Origin of the sequence: Yunchengibacter salinarum (assembly GCF_037658235.1) — a bacterium.
GTDB lineage: Bacteria > Pseudomonadota > Alphaproteobacteria > Sphingomonadales > Kordiimonadaceae > Yunchengibacter > Yunchengibacter salinarum.
In genome coordinates, this window is the sequence record NZ_JBBJLN010000002.1 from 24,509 (window position 1) to 43,230 (window position 18,722).

Genomic DNA, 18,722 nt, shown 5'->3' on the forward strand with positions numbered 1-18,722 from the left:
CTCAGCGGTCAGGCGTGGCGGGAACGGCTTCAGCGGAGCGTGTGATGGGCTCCACCTTCATGCCGTCCACGGCGGCCCGCACGGGGGAGGTGACCACCCTGTCCCCGGCTTTCAGGCCGTCCTTCACCAGCACGCGATCGGCGTTGGAGGACAGCACCGTCACTTCCCGGATGGAAAGGGTGTTGTCCCCGGCGATCACATAAACCGTGTTTTCCGAGCGCAGCGCAGCGCGCGGCATGACCAGCGCATCGGTGCGGGTGGCCCCTTCCACACCGGCCTGAACGAACAGGCCCACCGGCAGGGGCATCCCGTCGGATGTGCCCGCGCCATAAGGGTCATCCACCCGTGCCACGGCAAAGGCCAGCCGCGATTCCTGATCGATCCGGGCATGGGTGCGCACGATGCGCCCCTGCCAGTGCCGCACCTGCCCGCCAAGGGTGGCGGTGAGCGTGACTTCGGGCGCCGTGTCCATGGACTTCGCCACGAAGCCGAGCGGCAGGTTCAGGTCCGCAAGCTGGCTGTCCGACAGGGGCAGGCGCACTTCCACCGCATCGGTGGCGAAGACCTGGCCCAGATTGTCGCCGGCCCGCACAAACTGGCCCAGGCTCACGGCCCGTTCGGCCACGCGCCCCTCAAAGGGCAGGCTGATCCGGGTGCGTTCCAGATTGAGTTCGGCCTCCCGCAGGTCCGCCTCGGCTGCGCGCAGCGCCGCCTGGGCACGGGCCACCTGCGGCTTGTTCAGCGCCAGATCGGTGGGGTTGCCGTCCTTGACCCATTCCTTCCACTGTTTCTGCTTGATCCGCTGATCGGCCAGTTCCTGTTCCAGCGTCACGCGGGCTTCCGCCACGCGGGATTCGGCGCGGGTAAGGGCCAGCTCATAGTCGCTGGGGTCGATCTGCAACAGGGTCTCGCCCGGTTGGAAGCCGGCGCCTTCGGAAAAGTTGTCCGCCACGGCGATGATGCGGCCCGATACCTGCGGAATCAGATCCACCTGTGTCAGCGGGCGCACTTCGCCCTGGGTCGCCACTTCAAGCGTCACCTTTTCCCGGCGCACGTCCTCGACGAACAGCGAAACGGGGCGGTTGGCCTCAATCTTTTTGTCGGGGTCGGGTTTGGCGGCCTCAAGTGTGGGAAAGGTGGCCACACCAGCCGCGATCACGACCACGGGGGCCGCGATTTTCCAGATGGTTTTCATATGTCTGTCCTCGCATGTCGTGCAGTTTTGCAGGTCTTGTTACTTGCTGCATGATAAGGGCGCGGAGCGGACTTTATTATTTGGCCGTCTCCGGGCCCGGCTGTCGTGACGTTTTTTGTTGTTGTTGAAACTATCAGCCAGTGCGCGGGGCTTGTCAAGGCCGGTCCCGCGTCCTGTTCGCCCGTCTGTACACACACACGGGGGAAAATCGTGAACATGACTAGGCAGACCGGGTTCACCGTACTAGGGTATCGTCGGTTCGATGCGCGCGTCCGGCTTTGGCCGGGTGAGGGTGTCTGTTTGGCCGTGGCTGCGGCGTATGACGGCGGTTGGTGTCGATATGTGCGGGACGAGAATGTGACGGGCCGAAAGACTGATGATATGGCCGGGTTGCTGGATGGCCTGGCGGAAGCCGTTATGGTGCTGCGCGGCGCCGAGGTGTTGTACCATAACGCCCCCATGGTGGACCTGCTGGGCGGGGACGGCGACCCCTTGTCCGGGAGCATTGATCATCTTGTCCACCCGGAAGACCGGGAAATCCTGCTGGATACCAGCCAGCGCTGCCTGGACGGCGCGTGGGAGCCCGTCGTTTTCCGGTTCCGGCTGCTGTGCCCAAAGGGGGATGACGGCCCGGAAGGGAACGTGCGCTGGGTGGAATGCCGGGCGCGGTCGATCACCTGGCAGGGCGCCCCGGCGATGGCCGCCTGCCTGTTCGATGTTACCGATACTGTCGCCGAAGCCCGCGCCGAAACCCGTGCGCGGGAAATGTTCCAGTCCGTTTTCAGCCTGTCGCCTGAAGTGCTGATGATCACCCGCCTGTCGGATCGGCGGCTTGTGGATGTGAACCCCGCCTTTCTCAATGTGTTCGGCTTGCGGCGGGATCAGGTGCTCGGTCGCACGCCGGACGAGTTGGGCGTGTGGGCCGACCCCATGTTCCAGAGCCGGTTCGCCGAGGAACTGAAGATGACCGCCTCCATGGCCGATGTGCCGGTAACCGTGCGCACGCGGGGCGGGCTGGTGCGTCATTTCCGCCTGTTCGTTCAAAAGATAGAGGAAATCGACAACCCCCTGCTGTTGATCATCGGGCGGGACGTGACCGACGATCTGTTGCAGGCGCAGGAATTGCAGCGCAGCCGCGACATGGCGGAATTGGCGAACCGGGCCAAGTCGGAATTTCTCGCCAATATGAGCCATGAACTGCGCACCCCGCTCAATGCCATTCTCGGTTTTGCCGAGATCATCCGGGATGAAATCCTGGGGCCGATCCATAATGCCCGCTACCGCGAATATGCCGAGGACATCCATGTGAGCGGGACTCACCTTCTCGCCATCATCAATGACATTCTGGACCTGTCCAAGGTGGAAGCCGAGCGCCTGGACACGGAAATCCGCTGGATCAACCCGCGGGACTGCATCGAAATGGCCATGACGATGATCAAGCAGCGCAGCGTGGATGCGGGCCTGATGCTGCGGGAAGACATTGATCGCGGCCTGGAAATCGAAGCGGACGAGCGCCTGGTGAAGCAGATATGCCTCAATCTGCTGGCCAATTCGGTGAAGTTCACGGAAACCGGGGGGCGTATTTTCCTCAAGCTGCGCCAGGCCACCGATGGCGGCGCCATATTGATGGTGGAAGATACCGGCCTGGGCATGACCGAGGAAGAAGTGAAACTGGCCCGTCGGCCCTTCGGCCAGGTGGATACCAGCATGACCCGCCGCCAGAGCGGATCGGGCCTGGGGCTGCCGCTGGTGGCCGCCTTCGCCGAAAAGATGGAAGCCCATATGGCGATTGACAGCGTGCCCGGCAAGGGCACCCGCGTCTCCATCACCTTCCCGCCGGAAAAGGTGCGCATGATTACCGGCGCACCCAATGCCAGTGCGGTGGCCGAGGACATCCGCTCTATCTAGGCCCCCGTCCCGGTGCCAGGGTCTCAGGGCCTCGGTATCAGGGCGCCGGTATCAGGGCGCCGGTATCAGGGCGCCGGTCTCAACGCCCTGGTGTCAGGCGGGATCGCCACGCATTTCGTCGTTCAGGAAGCTTGCCAGCATGGCGTTCACCTGTCCTGGCCGGGTCAGGTGCGGGTGATGCCCGCCGCCCAGCGTGGTCGCCCATTGCAGGTTCGGCGCCCGGTGCAGAATCGCGCTGCGTTCGTTCAGCGGGTTTGGGCCATTGATGATCGCCAAAGGCTTGCCCGTTCCGGCGACGGCGCCAAGCGCCTGCGGGCCGGACCAGTCCAGCATCCCGCGCCAGGCGGTAATGGCAACCTGGCCGGGCACGCGGCGGCTGCTTTCCATCAGCCAGTCCCGAAGCGCCGCTTCCTCCGGCGCGGCGGCAAGGCTGCGGTCGATCATGCGCTCGAAGGTGGGTTTCACGCCGTCCCGTTCCATGGCATCCAGGGCGCGCTGCATGGGGTCGGCAACCGGTGTGTTGTGGATCATCATGGCCGGATCGATCAGCACGGCGGCGCGGACCAGGTCGGGGGCCTGGCGCATCATTTCGATCGCCACCGGCCCGCCCATGGAATGGCCCACCAGCACCGGCGGAAACAGGCGCAGTTCCTTGATCAGGCCCACCATCACCTCGGCCAAAAAGGTGATGCCATGGTCGATCCGTGTCTTGATGGACTGGCCGTGGCCGGGCAGGTCCGGCGCGATGCAGCGGTGGCTGTCCTTGAAGGCGGCCATCTGTTCGGCAAAGCTTTGCCGGTCCCCGCACCAGCCATGCAGGAACATCAGCGGCGGCGGATCGTCCGGCGTTTTCGCCGCCGGGCCGGCCACATCATAGCCGATGGTCAGGCCGTAAACCTTGCTGTTCGCCATGGACGGTGGGTTTCCTTTCACTCCGCGTCCGGCGCGGCCAGGGCGGCAATGTCTTGCCGACAAAAACCACCGGGCCACTCTATCCGGTCCACCGCCTCATAAGCGGTCTGCCGTGCCGCGTCCAGCGTGTCGCCAAGTGCCGACACATTCAAGACCCGACCGCCCGCGCTGACCAGCGTGCCGCCATCCATGGCCGTGCCCGCCTGAAAGATGCGCGCGCCGGTTTGGGCCGCCGCGTCAAGGCCGTGGATCGGCTCCCCCTTGTCATAGGCGCCCGGATACCCCTGCGCCGCCATTACCACGGTCACCGCCGCTTGCGGTGACCAGCGGGGCGGCGTCTCCAGGTGCGCCAGCGCGCCGGTGGCGGCGGCATACAGGGCGGGCACCATGTCCCCGTCCCAGCGCAGCATCAGCACCTGTGCTTCCGGGTCGCCGAACCGCACATTGTATTCGATCAGCCCCATATGGGGGCCGTCGATCATCAGCCCGGCATAGAGCACCCCGCGAAAAGGCGTGCCGCGCGCCTTCATGGTGGCCACGGTGGGGGTGATGATCTCGTCCATGACCTGATTGATGCGCGCCTGCGTCATCAGCGGCGACGGGCTGAACGCCCCCATGCCGCCCGTATTGGGGCCCTTGTCGCCGTCAAAGGCGCGCTTGTGGTCCTGCGCGGTGGCGAGCGGCAGGGCCGTTTCGCCATCCACCAGGGCGAAGAAGCTGGCCTCGATGCCGGTCAGCTTTTCTTCCAGCACCAGCCGGGCGCCCGGCTCGGTAAAGATGGCGTCTATGGCGGCGCGGGCCTCGTCCACGGTTTCGGCCACGGTCACGCCCTTGCCGGCGGCCAGCCCGTCCGCCTTGACCACGATGGGCGCGCCCATGCGATCCAGATGGGCATGGGCATCTGTGGCGCGGTCGAAACTGGCATGGGCGGCGGTGGGAATGCCGGCTTCATCGCACAGCGCCTTGGTGAAGGACTTGGACCCTTCCAGCCGCGCCGCCGCCGCGTCCGGCCCGAAAACGGCCACGCCCGCCGCCCGCAGATGATCGGCCAGGCCGCCCACCAGTGGCCCTTCCGGCCCGATCACCACCAGGTCTATGCCTTGATGATCGCAAAAGGTGGCAACAGCGGCCCGGTCATCCGGGTTCAGCGCCACATTGGTGCCCAGCGTGGCCGTGCCCGGATTGCCCGGCGCGATGAAAAGCGCCGGGGTCAGGGGGGATTGGGCGATCTTCCAGGCAAGGGCGTGTTCCCGCCCGCCCGATCCGATGAGAAGAATATTCATGGGCGCCCCTTCGTGGCCGTGGCCGCTTGTGTGGTGTCGCTTGAAGCGTGGCGTGTTGTATCATAGGCTCCGGGCGAGGCAAGGGGTGGTCGTGCGCCCCTTGCGTTGCTTTTCCCGCTTGAGCGAGGGACCCGCCCCCCGATGACCCATCCCCCGACCGAAAATTCCCGCTCTCACCCCGCGACGGACGCACCGGGGCAGGCGGGCGACAACACCCCGGAATACAGCGTTTCAGAGCTTTCCGGCGCGCTGAAGGCCACGGTGGAAAGCAGCTTTGGCCGGGTGCGCGTGCGGGCGGAGCTGTCGGGCGTGAAGCGGGCGGCATCCGGCCATCTTTATGTCACCCTGAAGGATGACAAGGCGGTGATGGACGGCGTGTGCTGGCGCGGCGTGGCCAGCCGTTTGCGATTCCAGCCGGAAGACGGGCTGGAAGTGGTCTGCACCGGCAAGCTCACCACCTATGCGCCGCGCTCCAAATATCAGATGGTGATCGAACGGATGGAGCCCGCGGGCGCCGGGGCACTTATGGCGCTTCTGGAGGAGCGCAAGAAAAAGCTCGCCGCCGAGGGGCTGTTCGCGGCGGAGCGCAAGCGCCCCGTGCCCTATATGCCGCGCCTGATCGGTGTCGTCACATCGCCCACCGGGGCGGTGATCCGGGACATTCTGCACCGGCTGGCGGATCGCTTTCCGCGCCCCGTTCTGGTCTGGCCGGTGCCGGTGCAGGGGGACAGCGCGGCGGGAAAGATCGCGGCGGCCATTCGCGGCTTCAATGCCCTGTCGGAAGGTGGGCCGATTCCCCGGCCCGATGTGCTGATCGTGGCGCGCGGCGGCGGCTCGATCGAGGATCTGTGGGCCTTTAACGAGGAAGAGGTGGTGCGCGCCGCCGCCGACAGCACCATTCCGCTGATTTCCGCCGTGGGCCATGAAACCGACACCACGCTGATCGACTTTGCCAGCGACCTGCGCGCGCCCACCCCCACGGGCGCGGCGGAAATGGCGGTGCCGGTCATGGCCGACCTGAAGGCCACGCTGGCCGATCTGAATCGGCGACTGGCGGGGCAGAAATCCCGCCTGATCCATGACCGGCGGGACCGCGTGACCGCGCTGGCCCGTGCCCTGCCGCGCCCGCAGGATCTGCTGGGCCTGGCCCGCCAGAAGCTGGACGATCTGAACGACCGGCTGCCCCGCGCGCTCGGCTCCGTGACGGAACGGCATAAGGCCCGGCTGAATCATCTCACCGGCAGCCTGAGCGCCGGGCGCCTGCGTCAGCAGGCCCGATTCCAGCGGGACCGGATGGAGGCGCAGTCCGCCCGCCTGGCCCCCGCCTATCGCCGCCAACTGACCGGCCTTGGGGATCGACTGGCGGCGCAGGGCCGGATGCTGGAAAGCCTGTCGCACAAGCGGGTTCTGGCGCGGGGGTTCGCGCTGGTGCGCGACGGCGATGGCACGCCGGTTACGGCCCGCGCCGGTCTGGCCCTGGACGATGCCGTGACCGTCACTTTCCGGGACGGGGCCAGCCTGATGACGGTCACGGACCCGGCGGTGAGCCTGGATGCGCAGGACAGGCCCGACACGGACACGCCGCCAGACAAAGCCGCGCCGCGTCGCCGTTCCAAGGCGCAGAAACCTACACCGCCGGGGGATGACCGGCAGGGCAGCCTGCTATGACCCTGGCCCTTATACCGTTTAATGGAAAGACCGCGCCCATGAAGCCTTCTCCCTGCCTTTTCCGGCTTTTTATCCGGCGTTTCGCCGGTTATCTGGTGGCTGTTTCCGGCCTGATGCTGGCCGGGGCCCTGCCGGGTTACGCCCTTGATCTGTCCGGCCAGATCACGCAGGGCGGCATGGCCTGGGGCCGGGTGGCGCCGGGCAGCAGCGTTACGCTGGACGGGCGCACCGTGAAGGTGGGGCCTGAAGGGCGCATCGTTTTCGGCTTTGGCCGGGATCATGACGGGGACGCGCTGTTGAAAGTGACCCGCCCGGATGGGGAGACCATCACCCGCACCCTGTCGGTGGCAAGCCGCAAGTTCGATATCGAGCGGGTGGACGGCCTGCCCCCCAAAACGGTGACGCCGCCCGAAAGCTGGCGCAAGCGGCGGCAGACGGAAATGCGCCGGGTGGGCGAGGCGCGCGGCCACCTGACCGACGCCACCTTCTGGACACAGGGGTTCATCAAGCCCGCCGAGGGGCGATTTTCCGGCTTTTATGGCAGCCAGCGGATTTTGAACGGCAAACCCCGAAGCCCCCATTTCGGGCTGGATATCGCCGCCGAGCCGGGCACGCCGGTGCGGGCGCCCGCGGGCGGTGTGGTGCGGCTGGCGGACCCGGATTATCTGCTGGAAGGCGGTATTGTGATCATTGATCACGGCTTCGGCGTTACATCCACCCTGTTTCACATGCGCACCGTGACGGTGAAAGAAGGGCAGGCCGTTTCCCAGGGCGATCAGATCGGTGAGATCGGCGCCAAGGGGCGGGCCAGCGGCCCCCATGTGGACTGGCGCATCAACTGGCGCAATGTGCGGCTGGACCCGGCGTTGATGCTGGGCGCGCAGGTGGCTGAAAGCGAGGTGCGGGATGGTTAGACTGCTCGCGGTGATGGGGCTTGTTGCGGGCCTGGCCGCCCCGGCGGGGGCGGATGACTGGTTCGTGGATGGCTATGTGGGCGGTGTCAGCGACCTTCGGGACCGGGGCCTGAGCCTGTCCGGCGGCGATCCGGCCTTTGACGGCAGCCTGATGATCAGCCATGCGGACGGCGCCTATCTGGGCCTGCAAGTGGGGCTGTTCGACAGTTTCGCCGGGGACCTGACGGAAAAGGACGAGCTGTTCGTCGGCTATCGCACGGACTGGGCGGGACACACGCTGGATTTCTCGGTGGAGATGGACAGCTATCATCAGCTTGACCGGCCCGATCCCACCGTCAACCGCGTGCAGGGCGCGGGCGGGCGCAGTCGTTTCTTTCCCGAAATAAAAGCCAGCCTGTCACGGGATCTGGGGCTGTTCTATGTGCGCCTTGCCACCGCCTATGCCCCTTCAGGCCGGTGGAGCGCGCCGGATGCGGGCGACAGCCTGTTCGTGGGCGTAGACCTGGAAGTGCCCGTACCCACAAGGCCCAGCCTGACCGTGATCGGCAAGCTGGGCTATGACATGATTTCCGAAAGCCGGGTGGGGGACCGGCGCATCAGCAACCCGGATCGGCTGAACTGGGGGGTGGGGCTGAGCTATTTCATCGGCGACGCCGAAATCACGGCCCTCTATGAGGACACGGACCTGAGCGGCCCGGAACCCCTGCCCGAAAGCGCCCCCGGCGGCGGCACCATCGTGCTGGGACTGCGCTATTATTTCTGATCATGGGGCGGCGGGGGCGTGGGCTGCCTTGGGAATATTGCAATGGCATCCGTGATTGTTTTCGATGTGAACGAGACCCTGCTTGACCTGTCGGCGCTTGATCCGGCGTTCGAGGCGGTTTTCGGTGACAGGGCCGTGCGCCGAGAATGGTTTGCTCTGGTGCTGCGCACCGGGTGGACCGGCACCATTATCGGCGCGTACCGCGATTTCGGGGCTGTTGGCGCCGCGGCGCTGGAGATGACGGCGGAAATCCATGGCATTACGCTTGCCGAGGACCACAGGGAGGCGATCCTTGGCGGCATGACACGGCTGCCGCCCCATGCCGAGGTGCCCGGCGCGCTGGCCCGGCTGCGTGGGGCGAATTACCGGCTTGCCGCCCTGACCAATTCGACCCGCAAGGTTGCCAGGGCGCAGCTTGATTTCGCCGGTCTATCCGACAGTTTCGAGGACATATTATCGGCGGATACGGCGGGCGCGCTGAAGCCGGCGGCGTCGGTCTATACCACGGCGGCGCGTGCCCTGGGGGTGCCGCCGGGGCGGATGTGGATGATCGCCGCCCATGACTGGGATGTGGCCGGTGCGATGCGGGCCGGGTGTCGCGCGGGTTTCGTGGCCCGGCCCGGCATGGTGGCCAATCCGCTGTTTGCCGAGCCGGATGTGGTGGCCGATGATCTGGATGCGCTGGCCACGCGGTTGCTGGAACGGGGTCTGGACTGACCGGCACTTTCATTGGCCGACCGTCAGGGTCGCCGCAATCCTTTTGGCTGGTTTTCCGTCCAGTGTTTCAGGGCCGGGTCCACCCGGTTCATCAGGGCGGGCATCAGGGCCGGGGTGCCGGCGACGATATGGGCGTGCAGCGGCTTTCTGGCATTATAGGTGAGCGGCGCGCCTTCGCCGGTGGTGATGGCGCCGCCCGCTTCGCGCAGGATCAGGTCCGCCGCGGCCACGTCCCAGTCGTTCTTGGGACGCAGGGTGACGCAGCAGTCGCTTTCCCCGTCGGCCACCAGACACAGCCGAAGCGCCATGGAATTGATCGCATGGGTGGTCATGGCGGCGGGCCAGGGCTTTGGCCACAGCCTGCGGGAGCGGAAGGCATCCGGGTCCCCGATCATGCGGGCTTCGTTCAGCCTGTCCTGTCCGCTGACCCGGATGGGGGTGCCGTTGCAGGTGGCGCCCCGGCCCAGCCGCGCGCTGTAAAGCGCGTTCCGGGCGGGCGCGGCCATGATGGCCAGCACCGGCACGCCGTCCTGCACCAGCGCCAGGGATACGCCCCAGTCCGTGCCGCCGCGCAGAAAGGCGCGGGTGCCGTCGATCGGGTCCACGATCCACAGCCGGCCACAGCGCAGCCGATCCGGCGCGTCCTCGGTTTCCTCGGACAGCCAGCCATAACCGGGGCGCGCCCCGGTCAGCCGCTCTTTCAACAGGCTGTCCACCGCCATGTCCGCATCCGATACCGGGTCTCCCGCGCGCTTTTCCCATGCCGTTACCCCGCCCCTGAAATAGGACATGGCAAGCTCGGCGGCTTCCTGCGCCGCGTCCGCCAGCACCTGGGCATCCGCATCCAGCGTGGGGCAGGCCGGGTCCGGCGGCTGGTCGGTGGGCGGATATGGCGCATGGTCGCGCATGATGCGATCAGGCCCCCGCGATCATCAGGTCGTCGATCCGCACGGTGGGCGCATTGACGCCGTGCTTGAACACCAGATCGTTCGCCACCTGAAGCCGGGCGAACATGTCCAGCAGGTTTCCGGCGATGGTGATTTCATGCACCGGTTCGGCGATTTCACCGTCTTCGATGCGAAAGCCCGCCGCGCCCCGGCTGTAATCCCCCGTGACGGTGTTGACGCCCATGCCGATCAGCTCCGTCACATAAAGGCCGTCCTTGACATCCGCCATCAGATCGGCGGGCGTTGTGTCGCCCGCCGCCAGATAGAGATTGCTGGGCGAAATGCCGGGCGCGCTGCCCGCGCCGCGACTGGCGTGGCCGGTAACGGGCAGGTTCAGTTGTCGTGCCGTGGTGCTGTTCAGCATCCAGCTTTTCAGCGTGCCGTCCGCCACCAGGCGCTGACGGGTCACCCGCACGCCTTCGCCGTCAAACAGGCGCGAACCGGAGCCGCGCCGCATTTTCGGATCATCGATGATGTCCACACCCGAAGGGAACAGGCGTTCCCCCATGCGGGATTTCAGGAAGCTGGCGCCGCGCGCCACCGCATTGCCATTGATGGCGCCCGCGAAATGGCCCACCAGCGAGCGGGAGACGCGCGGATCGAACAGCACCGGGCGGGGGCCGCTGGTCATGCGGGTGGCGTTCAGCCGGGCCACGGCCCGTTCGCCGGCCGTGCGGCCCACCTGTTCGGCGGCGTCCAGGTCTTCAAAGTGCCGGGCGGTGGTGAAGTCAAAGTCGCGCTGCATGTCCGTGCCACCACCGGCCAGCGCCGAGCAGCCAATGGAAAAGCTGCTGCCGCGAAAGCGGTTGGCAAAGCCATGGCTGGTCATCATGGATACGGTGTTCTCCCCCGCTGTGGCGCTGCCCCCCTCGGAATTGGTCACACCGTTCACGTCGCGGGCGGCTTCATCCGCCTGCCGGGCCAGCGCCAGCAGGTCTTCCGCGCTTGTGCGGCGTTCATCCCACAGGTCCAGCTCGGCGGCGATGGGGTCGATGGGGTCCAGTTCCAGCGCCTCTTCCGGTGCCAGGCCCACATAGGGGTCTTCCGGCACATTGCGGGCCATGGTGACGGTGCGGTCCACCAGCCGGTCCAGCGCGTCGGGGCTGCGCTCGGAAGACGAGGCGATGGCCGCCTTGTGGCCGAAGATGACGCGCAGGCCGATATCCTCCCCCTCGCTGCCTTCCATCTCTTCAAGCTGGCCGTCCCGCCAGCCCGCCGATCGGGACACCCCTTCCAGGGCCACCGCGTCCGCCGCGTCCGCGCCCGCCTTGAGCGCCTTGGTGATGAGATCGTCGAGGAGGTCGAGGCTGTTGGTCATATAATATCCATATCTGTGTGAAGTGCGATTGGCGTGGCTCAACCCCGCCAGATGGGGGCGCCGCTGCCGGGGATGCCAAGGTCGTCCCACATCTGGCTTACCCGGTCCACCACCGATTGGTCCATGGCGATCACGTCGCCCCAGTCCCGGTCGGTTTCGCCGTCGATCTTGTCCGTGGCGTCCATGCCCAGCTTGCCGCCAAGGCCGCTTTTGGGGCTGGCGAAATCCAGATAGTCGATCGGGGTGTTTTCCACCATGACCAGATCCCGCACCGGGTCCATCTTGGTGGAGATGGCCCACATCACGTCCTTCCAGTCCCGCGCGTTCACGCTGTGGTCCACCACGATCACGAATTTGGTGTACATGAACTGGCGCAGGAAGGACCAGACCGCCATCATCACCCGCTTGGCATGGCCCGCATACGCCTTTTTCATGGATACCACGGCGATGCGGTAGCTGCACCCTTCCGGCGGCAGCCAGAAGTCCACGATTTCCGGGAACTGTTGCTGCAACAGGGGGATGAACACTTCGTTCAGCGCCTCGCCCAGCACGCTGGGCTCATCCGGCGGGCGGCCCGTATAGGTGGACAGATAGATCGGGTCTCGCCGCATGGTGATGGCCGTCACCTCGAACACGGGGAAAGGCTCTTTGGCGTTGTAATAGCCGGTATGGTCGCCGTAAGGGCCTTCATCTTCATGCTCGTCCAGGCTCACATAGCCCTCAATGACGATTTCGGCGCTGGCGGGCACCTGAAGGGGCACGGTCTTGCAATCCACCAGCTCCACCTTCTTGCCGCGCAGCAGCCCGGCGAACTGATATTCGCTGAGCGTGTCCGGTACCGGGGTAACGGCGGCGAGCGTCGTGCCGGGGTCTGCCCCGATCACGGCGGCGGCGGGTACGGGTTCGCGCTTTTCGCGCTTCCAGCGGTCATATTGCTGGGCGCCGCCGCGATGCTTCAGCCAGCGCATCAGGGTGCGCTTGCCGTCCAGGCGCTGCATCCGGTAGATGCCCAGATTGACATTGTCCTCCCGCGCGGTGGACGGCCCCCTGGTCACCACCAGCGGCCAGGTGATCAGCGGCGCCGGTTCGCCGGGCCAGCAGGTCTGGACCGGCAGCTTCATCAGATCGATATCGTCGCCGGTCAGCACCACATCCTGCACCGGGCCGGAGCGCACCTTTTTCGGCTTCATGGACAGCACTTTTTTCGCCAGCGGCAGCATGTCGAACGCCTGCCGCAAGCCCTGGGGCGGTTCCGGTTGGCGCAGAAAGGCCAGCGTTTCCCCCACGCCCCGCAGTTCATCCGGCGTGCGGTTCATGCCCAGCGCCACCCGGTCCACCGTGCCGAACAAATTGACCAGCACCGGCATGGGGCTTTTCTCGCCCGTTTCCGTGATGACATTTTCGAACAGCAGGGCGGGGCCACCCTCCGCTATCACACGGGTCTGGATTTCGGTCATCTCCAGATTGGTGGAGACCGGTTGCGTCACCCGGACGAGACGGTTCGTCTGCTCCAGGTGCTGGATGAAATCCCTGAGTGAGTCATAGGCCATACGGGGTTTATAGCCCGCTTTGGGGAAAAAACAATTCCCCCCGGCCATGGCTGCCGGCCTGGCGATGGGGTGGGTCGGTGAGGCGGCGGGAACTTGTAAATGTCAGTCCGGGATCGGTTGATTGTTATTACCTTAAGGGTTTTGTTAACGGCCTTTAGGGATAGTCGCCGTATGTATATCGGGAAGATTCGAAGAAAACTGCGGGCAATGCTGTGTATCGTGGCGTTCGCAATGCCGGCCATGTCCGCCATGGGGTCGCCGCTGATTGCCTATGGCAATACCTATGCGGATGCGATCTTCGGCCCGTTTACCGAGACCGTGGCCTGCCTGTCCGAAGCGGTGGGGCGAAAGATCGAGACCGCGCAGCTCCCCCTGCCGCGGGCCGATCAGGTTCTGAACAGCGACGAGCCCGTCCTGTGGTATCCCGATTTCTACGATCCCACCCGTTCCATTGCGGATCGGCTGATTGGCCCGGCGGCGCAGGTGTCCATTTATTGGTATCAGCGGCGGAAAGACAGCCGTGATGTCACGTCGCGGCATTTCATGGAAACCGCCACGGTGGCGACTCCCAAAGGCTCCCGCACGGGCAAGTTTCTGTCGGATCGCGGGTATCATGTGGTCTGGGCGCCTTTCAAGCCGGGGCGGTCGGTCGCCAGGCTGTTGAGCGGCGACTATGATGCGCTGGTGGGCAGCGATTATGGGCCGGTGCTGGATGAGCGCGTGATGCAACGGATGCGGCGCAGCCTGTACGCCCGGCTGCCGGTGGGGTTTCGGGCCAACAAGGCCCTGAAGCAGCAGGAGCCGGACCTGCTCGCCGCGCTCAAGGTGGCCATCGGGTCCTGCGGCGAACCCGCGAAGACCGCCCCGGAAAAACGGGGTGGGGCGACGCCGCCGCCTCGTTGAGTCCCTTCTCGTGGTTTCGCCTCTGGAGCGCCTTTCTACAGCCAGCGCCGCACCCGGTCCTTATAGGCAAGATAGGGGGCGCCCAGATGCTGTTCCAGAAAGGCTTCTTCCCGCCGGATATAGGCCCGGTCGATCCACAGGGCGAACGCAATCGGCACCAACAGCCCCGCAAGCGTGCCGCTTTTCACAAAGGCGCCCAGAAGAATCAAAACCATGCCCAGATACATGGGGTTGCGGGTCAGGCGGTAAGGGCCGCCGGTGACCAGGTGCCGGGCCTCGCTGAAGGGCTTGATGCCCGTCCCCGCCCGGTGGAACAGGCCGATACCACTGATGGTGAGCGCCAGTCCCAGAACAGCCAGCCCCCTGGTGATGGTTTCGGCGGCGGGATGGTCCAGAAAAGTGGGGCCATAGGGCAGCAGGCGGTGCAGGCCCCAGATCAGGCCGAGCGCCAGAAGGCAACCCACGGGCGGCAGAATGCGCGGGGGGCGGATCTTAGGGGGTTGCGGGGGAGGCGATTGGCGGGAATCGGGTTCCTGGCTCATCGGGCTGTGTCCTTGCGCGGTGTTGGCGGGGTGATCAGGGTCATCGGGCGAACAACTGGCCGGGGTTTCGAAAGGCTTTCAGTTCCAGCGCATTGCCCGCGGGGTCGCGGAAAAACAGGGTGGCCTGCTCCCCCGGTGCACCTTCGAACCGGATGCGCGGGGGAATGATGAAGCGGACGCCGTGTGCTTCAAGATGGGCGGCCAGCGACTGCCACCGCGCCCAGGGCAGCACGGCACCGAAATGAAAGCCGGGCACCGCGTCTCCGTCCACCTCGTTTCTGTCCGGCTGGCCAAGCGGGGTGCCCAGATGCACCACCAGTTGGTGGCCGAAGAAATCGAAATCCACCCAGGTTTCGCTGGACCGGCCTTCCGGGCAGCCCAGCAGATCGCCGTAAAACCGCCGGGCCGCGGCCAGATCGTTCACGGGCACCGCCAGATGAAACGGGCAGCGGCTTTCCAACGTGCGGGTGTCGGCTGTTTCCGGCATGGCGGTTCCTTTCATGATGGTGCACCCTGTATAGCCGCTTTGCCGGGGCCTGTTCAAATCGCCCCGACAGCCGGCGCAAACTTTTTTGCCCGCGCCATGACAGTGCGCATTGACAGGCCGGGGCCCCTTGGCTATCCACGGCGGCGGAGAGGTGGCCGAGTGGTTTAAGGCGCTCGCCTGCTAAGCGAGTTGGGTGGCAACACCCTCGCGGGTTCGAATCCCGTCCTCTCCGCCATATATCGTTTATTTTCAATGACTTATAATTGAAAATACGGATAGTATGCCCATGGTGATGCCTTCCTGAAAGGTGATAGGATGCCATGGGATGCAACAGGGGCCGGGCAGGGAATCGGCTGGTGTTATCCGGCTTTTCCCGCCAGAAGCCGCCTACCCTTTGCGCGCTATGCGCCCGTATTGAAAGCACGCCAGAAGAACCTATGGCACACCCCATGGGGCAGGTAGGCGGTTGCCGCTCACGGGGCACAACAGGGTTTTTGCGATAAGTACACGCGGGCGGGGATATGAGGATTTCGTGATAAGTACACGCGGGCGCGTGGGTGGTGAAAAACTCAGTCGATTTAAGACTTCAAGTCGCTGTTTTGAATAGGCCTTCACGATTTTCGTATTTTGCCCCATTCTTACGTTAAGGGCGGTCTATGCGAAACGTGCTAGTCCCGCGAAACAAGGGCGCGTGTTTCGCATGAATAGCACGATTCGCAAGGGGTCAGCGGGGGTAAGTGGACCGGGTTATATTCTGCCGTGACCGGGCCGGGTTGCGTGCTAATCGTGCTAAATGTGCTAATCACCGGTTCCTGTTTAGCCGTTTTAGCACGTTTAGCACAGGCCAAGGGGGCAGCCGTGTCTTACCGTTGGCGGGGCGTGCGACACCGGTGATATTGGCGACACAGGGCCGAACACGGCGGCGCACATGCCGCCATGCCGCCCGCCTCACCGCGTCATGGGCGCACAATGCGGTAGGCTTCCCGGCGGGCCTTGCCGCGCACCACCGCCCCGGCTTCATGGGGCACCAGCCATCCGGCATCCACCAGCCGCGCCAGTGCCCGGCGGGCCGCTTCCCGGTCCCTTAAAGCCCTTGTGGGCGCTTTTTGCAGAACGTCGCCCGGCAATACATCCGGTTCCGGCCAGCCGTTCACCAGCCAATGGCGCAGGGCTTCCGCTTGGCGGGCGGCTTCGGATACCGCCGCCTTGTCGGTCAGGCGCTTGGCTTCATCCAGATAATAGGCCGCAAGGGTGATTCCCTGGTCCATGGCCTCCCCGTCCACCGCTGGCGCATCCGGGTTTGCCCACAGGGTCAGCACACCGGCAAGGCGTGCCGCCTGTTCCGCCGCCTTGCTGGCGCTGGCGGTCATGTCCGCATAAGTGCCGCCGGGGGCTTGCGCCGCCTCAATCTGGTCCGCCCAGACAATCAGCCTTTCCCGCGCTTCCGGCGACAAGGGCAGTTGCCGGGGGTTCAGCCCGCCGCCGGTATCTTGGCGGGGCATGTCCTGTCCCAGAATATCCCGCAGGCGGGCGTTGAAGGCATCCAGCGCCGCCGGGTCGTGCCGGTTGCGGGCATGAAGGCGGGTGCCGATGGTGGACGGCGGTTCGGTTATCAGAAAGCGGGCCAGAAAGCCTTGCCCCTGTGCCAGCGGGTCCGCCAGCAGTTTTTCCGTCACCACCGGTTGGGCCATCAGGTGAATCGCCAAGCGGCGGCCCCACAGGGTGAACGCGCCGTCCCCGGCACGGGTGCGCTTGATCGGCTCCCCGCCCCACAGGGCGGAAAGCGCCGTGATGGTTTTCTGGCGGTGGTCCTGGCTCATGCCATGGCCGCCCAGCATCTGGCCGCCTTCGTCCGAAAATATCCCCAGCGATGGATTGCCGGTGGCGAACAGGCGGGTCAGCCCTTCAAAGGTCGGTTCGGACACGGTGCGGTCTGGCAGGGCGGGCGGTTCCGGCGGCTGGTTCAGAATGTCCAGTTCCTGTTCCGCCGCCTTCCGCGCGTCCGGCTTGTTGCTGGCGGCTTCCTTGATTAGCCGGGTCCGTTGGTTTTCCCACACGGCTTTCGCGTTTTCATGGTCCACCAGCGCCGCGCCATAATGCGCGCCCTGTTCCCGCTCATGGTCGCGCAGGGCTGCCATCAGGGGCCGGTCACAGGCGCTTTTCCGCTCCCCGCTTCTGGCGATGGTCAGCAGATAGAGCGACAGGGGCGCATAGCCGCCAAGGGTTTCCACATCCGCCAGCCCTTGCACGGCCAGCGATGCCACCGCCAGGGCGCTACCCGCCGGGATTGCCACGGGGGCTTGTGTCTGCCCCTGTACGGCTTCCACCGCCGGGCGCAGGGGGCCAAGGGCTTCCACCGGGAAAGTGGCTGGCCGTGGGCTTTGTGCCACGATGGGTTCCGGCCCGTCGGATGGGGCGGGGATTTCCTGTGCGATGGTCATGCCGCCCCCTTTTGCAGAATGTCGTTCCAGTCCTGCCCGTTGGGGACGGGCAACGCCCAGCAGTCCCAGCCAAGGGCGCGGGCGCGGCCCACAAGGTCCGCCCCGGCTTCCCGGCCCGGTGGGTCACCGTCCGGGGCCACGGTCAGGCGGCCCGGCGCACAGGGCAGGCGCAGGCGCTTTATGCCGCTGGTGGACAGGGCCGCCCAGATGGTGCGGGGGCCGTCCATCAATCCGTTGGCAAGGGAAAGCCCGGTTTCGATGCCTTCACACACCACCAGCGGGCCGCCATCGGTCAGGCGGACAGCACCGCCCACCGCATGGCCCAGCATGGCCTTTGCCGGGGCCACGGCGGCCTTGCGGCCATCACGGGAAAGATAGGTGCGATGCACCCCGAACCCGTCCGCGCCATCAATGCGGGCAATCATGGCGGGCAGGCGCTGGCCGGTGGGGCCGTGCCAGCAGTCGGGCAAAAAGCGCAGGCTGCCCGGCAAGGGGCAGGTGACGCCCCGTCCCCGTAGATAGCGTTCGCCAGGTGTGCCCTCGATCGGTTGCGCGGCTTGCCATATCTCGCCCGCCTGCCGGGCGCGCTGGTCAGCCCTGTGCCGGGCTTCCGCCTGCTGCCGGGCCGGGGCCAGCGGGTCGGGGGCCGGGGCGGTGCCGTCCACCAGCCCGCGCGCCTTCAGGGCCGCCAGAATGGCATCAAAGGTGCAGCCTGCATGACAGGTTAGAAGCAGGCGGCCCCCGCCCCCATCGGCCAGCGACAGGGCAGGCGTCCGGCTGTTCGGGTGGGCCGGGCAAAAGGCGGTGCCATAATGCCCGTACCAGCGGCCCCGCAGGGCGGCGGTCAGGGTGCGTGCATCGCTCATGCGGCCACCTCCACCGGGGCGGCCCGGTCTTTCAGGATATAGCGGCCATGCTGGCCCGGATATGGCCCGCCGTGGGGCTCATAGCGGGTGGCGATGGTCAGCCCGACGGCGCGCAGATTGTGGACATAGGCGGACCAGCGCGGCGCGGGGTTTTCCAGCGTGGTCAGGCCACGCGGCCCGGCCTGAATAAGCTGGTCCAGCGCCCAGGCCGTGCGGCCCTTCAGGGCCACCGTGAAAGCGGGGCCGCCATCGGCGGGGATGATTGTGTAAGTTCGGGATTTCGGATACATTGCAGGCGTCCTTTATGC

The 18,722-nt window shown here is 66.0% G+C and carries 17 protein-coding genes and 1 tRNA gene; 7 read left to right on the forward strand and 11 right to left on the reverse strand.

Features of this window, described 5'->3' with window-relative positions; all coding sequences use genetic code 11:
* Window position 1: 1 nt before the first annotated feature.
* Complete coding sequence (locus WGH93_RS02315) at window positions 2-1,195, reverse strand: efflux RND transporter periplasmic adaptor subunit (RefSeq protein ID WP_374763239.1); 1,194 nt, start codon at window positions 1,193-1,195, stop codon at window positions 2-4.
* A gap of 306 nt (window positions 1,196-1,501) precedes the next feature.
* On the opposite strand from WGH93_RS02315, the gene WGH93_RS02320 reads away from it, so the two are divergent.
* The gene (locus WGH93_RS02320; protein WP_374763240.1) at window positions 1,502-3,103 is read left to right on the forward strand and encodes a PAS domain-containing sensor histidine kinase; all 1,602 of its coding nucleotides are present in this window, start codon (window positions 1,502-1,504) and stop codon (window positions 3,101-3,103) included.
* A 93-nt stretch (window positions 3,104-3,196) separates the two neighbouring features.
* On the opposite strand, the gene WGH93_RS02325 is transcribed toward WGH93_RS02320, so the two are convergent.
* Together WGH93_RS02325 and purD are read right to left on the reverse strand one after the other, a co-directional pair.
* Window positions 3,197-4,015 carry an alpha/beta fold hydrolase gene (locus WGH93_RS02325; RefSeq protein WP_374763241.1) on the reverse strand — a complete coding sequence of 273 codons (819 nt, stop codon included), beginning with the start codon at window positions 4,013-4,015 and terminating at the stop codon, window positions 3,197-3,199.
* Between the two features lie 17 nt (window positions 4,016-4,032).
* Complete coding sequence (gene purD, locus WGH93_RS02330; RefSeq protein WP_374763242.1) at window positions 4,033-5,298, reverse strand: phosphoribosylamine--glycine ligase; 1,266 nt, start codon at window positions 5,296-5,298, stop codon at window positions 4,033-4,035.
* A gap of 141 nt (window positions 5,299-5,439) precedes the next feature.
* Here purD and xseA point away from each other — a divergent pair, with 141 nt between their 5' ends.
* The 4 genes from xseA to WGH93_RS02350 are packed head-to-tail and all read left to right on the forward strand — an operon-like array spanning window position 5,440 to window position 9,360.
* Window positions 5,440-6,966: an exodeoxyribonuclease VII large subunit gene (gene xseA, locus WGH93_RS02335; RefSeq protein ID WP_374763243.1), complete on the forward strand. Its 1,527-nt coding sequence runs from the start codon at window positions 5,440-5,442 to the stop codon at window positions 6,964-6,966.
* Between the two features lie 38 nt (window positions 6,967-7,004).
* A complete protein-coding gene (locus tag WGH93_RS02340) occupies window positions 7,005-7,880 on the forward strand; it encodes a M23 family metallopeptidase (protein WP_374763244.1) in 876 nt (291 codons plus the stop codon).
* Window positions 7,873-8,643 carry a TorF family putative porin gene (locus tag WGH93_RS02345; protein ID WP_374763245.1) on the forward strand — a complete coding sequence of 257 codons (771 nt, stop codon included), beginning with the start codon at window positions 7,873-7,875 and terminating at the stop codon, window positions 8,641-8,643. Before WGH93_RS02340 ends, WGH93_RS02345 begins: the two co-directional genes overlap by 8 nt.
* Window positions 8,644-8,685: 42 nt before the next feature.
* The gene (locus WGH93_RS02350) at window positions 8,686-9,360 is read left to right on the forward strand and encodes a haloacid dehalogenase type II (protein ID WP_374763246.1); all 675 of its coding nucleotides are present in this window, start codon (window positions 8,686-8,688) and stop codon (window positions 9,358-9,360) included.
* 23 nt (window positions 9,361-9,383) lie between these two features.
* On the opposite strand, the gene WGH93_RS02355 is transcribed toward WGH93_RS02350, so the two are convergent.
* The 3 genes from WGH93_RS02355 to WGH93_RS02365 are packed head-to-tail and all read right to left on the reverse strand — an operon-like array spanning window position 9,384 to window position 13,175.
* Window positions 9,384-10,268 (reverse strand): 3'(2'),5'-bisphosphate nucleotidase CysQ, encoded by an 885-nt coding sequence (locus WGH93_RS02355; RefSeq protein WP_374763247.1) that lies wholly within the window; start codon window positions 10,266-10,268, stop codon window positions 9,384-9,386.
* A gap of 7 nt (window positions 10,269-10,275) precedes the next feature.
* Window positions 10,276-11,625 (reverse strand): TldD/PmbA family protein, encoded by a 1,350-nt coding sequence (locus WGH93_RS02360; RefSeq protein WP_374763248.1) that lies wholly within the window; start codon window positions 11,623-11,625, stop codon window positions 10,276-10,278.
* A gap of 38 nt (window positions 11,626-11,663) precedes the next feature.
* On the reverse strand, window positions 11,664-13,175 hold the full coding sequence (locus WGH93_RS02365) for a UbiD family decarboxylase (RefSeq protein WP_374763249.1): 1,512 nt from the start codon (window positions 13,173-13,175) through the stop codon (window positions 11,664-11,666).
* Window positions 13,176-13,394: 219 nt separating this feature from the next.
* Here WGH93_RS02365 and WGH93_RS02370 point away from each other — a divergent pair, with 219 nt between their 5' ends.
* Entirely contained in the window at window positions 13,395-14,078 is a 684-nt protein-coding gene (locus WGH93_RS02370; protein ID WP_374763250.1) for a hypothetical protein, read from the forward strand.
* Window positions 14,079-14,113: 35 nt separating this feature from the next.
* Here WGH93_RS02370 and WGH93_RS02375 read toward each other — a convergent pair whose 3' ends face one another.
* On the reverse strand, window positions 14,114-14,620 hold the full coding sequence (locus WGH93_RS02375; RefSeq protein WP_374763251.1) for a methyltransferase family protein: 507 nt from the start codon (window positions 14,618-14,620) through the stop codon (window positions 14,114-14,116).
* 40 nt (window positions 14,621-14,660) lie between these two features.
* Window positions 14,661-15,107, reverse strand: coding sequence for a VOC family protein (locus WGH93_RS02380; RefSeq protein ID WP_374763252.1), 447 nt, complete (start codon window positions 15,105-15,107; stop codon window positions 14,661-14,663).
* Between the two features lie 145 nt (window positions 15,108-15,252).
* Between WGH93_RS02380 and WGH93_RS02385 the strand changes: the two genes are divergently transcribed.
* Window positions 15,253-15,342: transfer RNA gene (locus tag WGH93_RS02385), tRNA-Ser, on the forward strand.
* 721 nt (window positions 15,343-16,063) lie between these two features.
* On the opposite strand, the gene WGH93_RS02390 is transcribed toward WGH93_RS02385, so the two are convergent.
* Genes WGH93_RS02390 through WGH93_RS02400 form a run of 3 tightly spaced genes read right to left on the reverse strand, consistent with a single transcriptional unit; the run spans window position 16,064 to window position 18,704 of the window.
* Window positions 16,064-17,548 (reverse strand): YfjI family protein, encoded by a 1,485-nt coding sequence (locus tag WGH93_RS02390; RefSeq protein ID WP_374763253.1) that lies wholly within the window; start codon window positions 17,546-17,548, stop codon window positions 16,064-16,066.
* The gene (locus WGH93_RS02395; protein ID WP_374763254.1) at window positions 17,545-18,414 is read right to left on the reverse strand and encodes a DUF7146 domain-containing protein; all 870 of its coding nucleotides are present in this window, start codon (window positions 18,412-18,414) and stop codon (window positions 17,545-17,547) included. Before WGH93_RS02395 ends, WGH93_RS02390 begins: the two co-directional genes overlap by 4 nt.
* Window positions 18,411-18,704, reverse strand: a complete 294-nt coding sequence (locus WGH93_RS02400; protein WP_374763255.1) for a winged helix domain-containing protein — start codon at window positions 18,702-18,704, stop codon at window positions 18,411-18,413. Before WGH93_RS02400 ends, WGH93_RS02395 begins: the two co-directional genes overlap by 4 nt.
* Window positions 18,705-18,722: the final 18 nt, after the last annotated feature.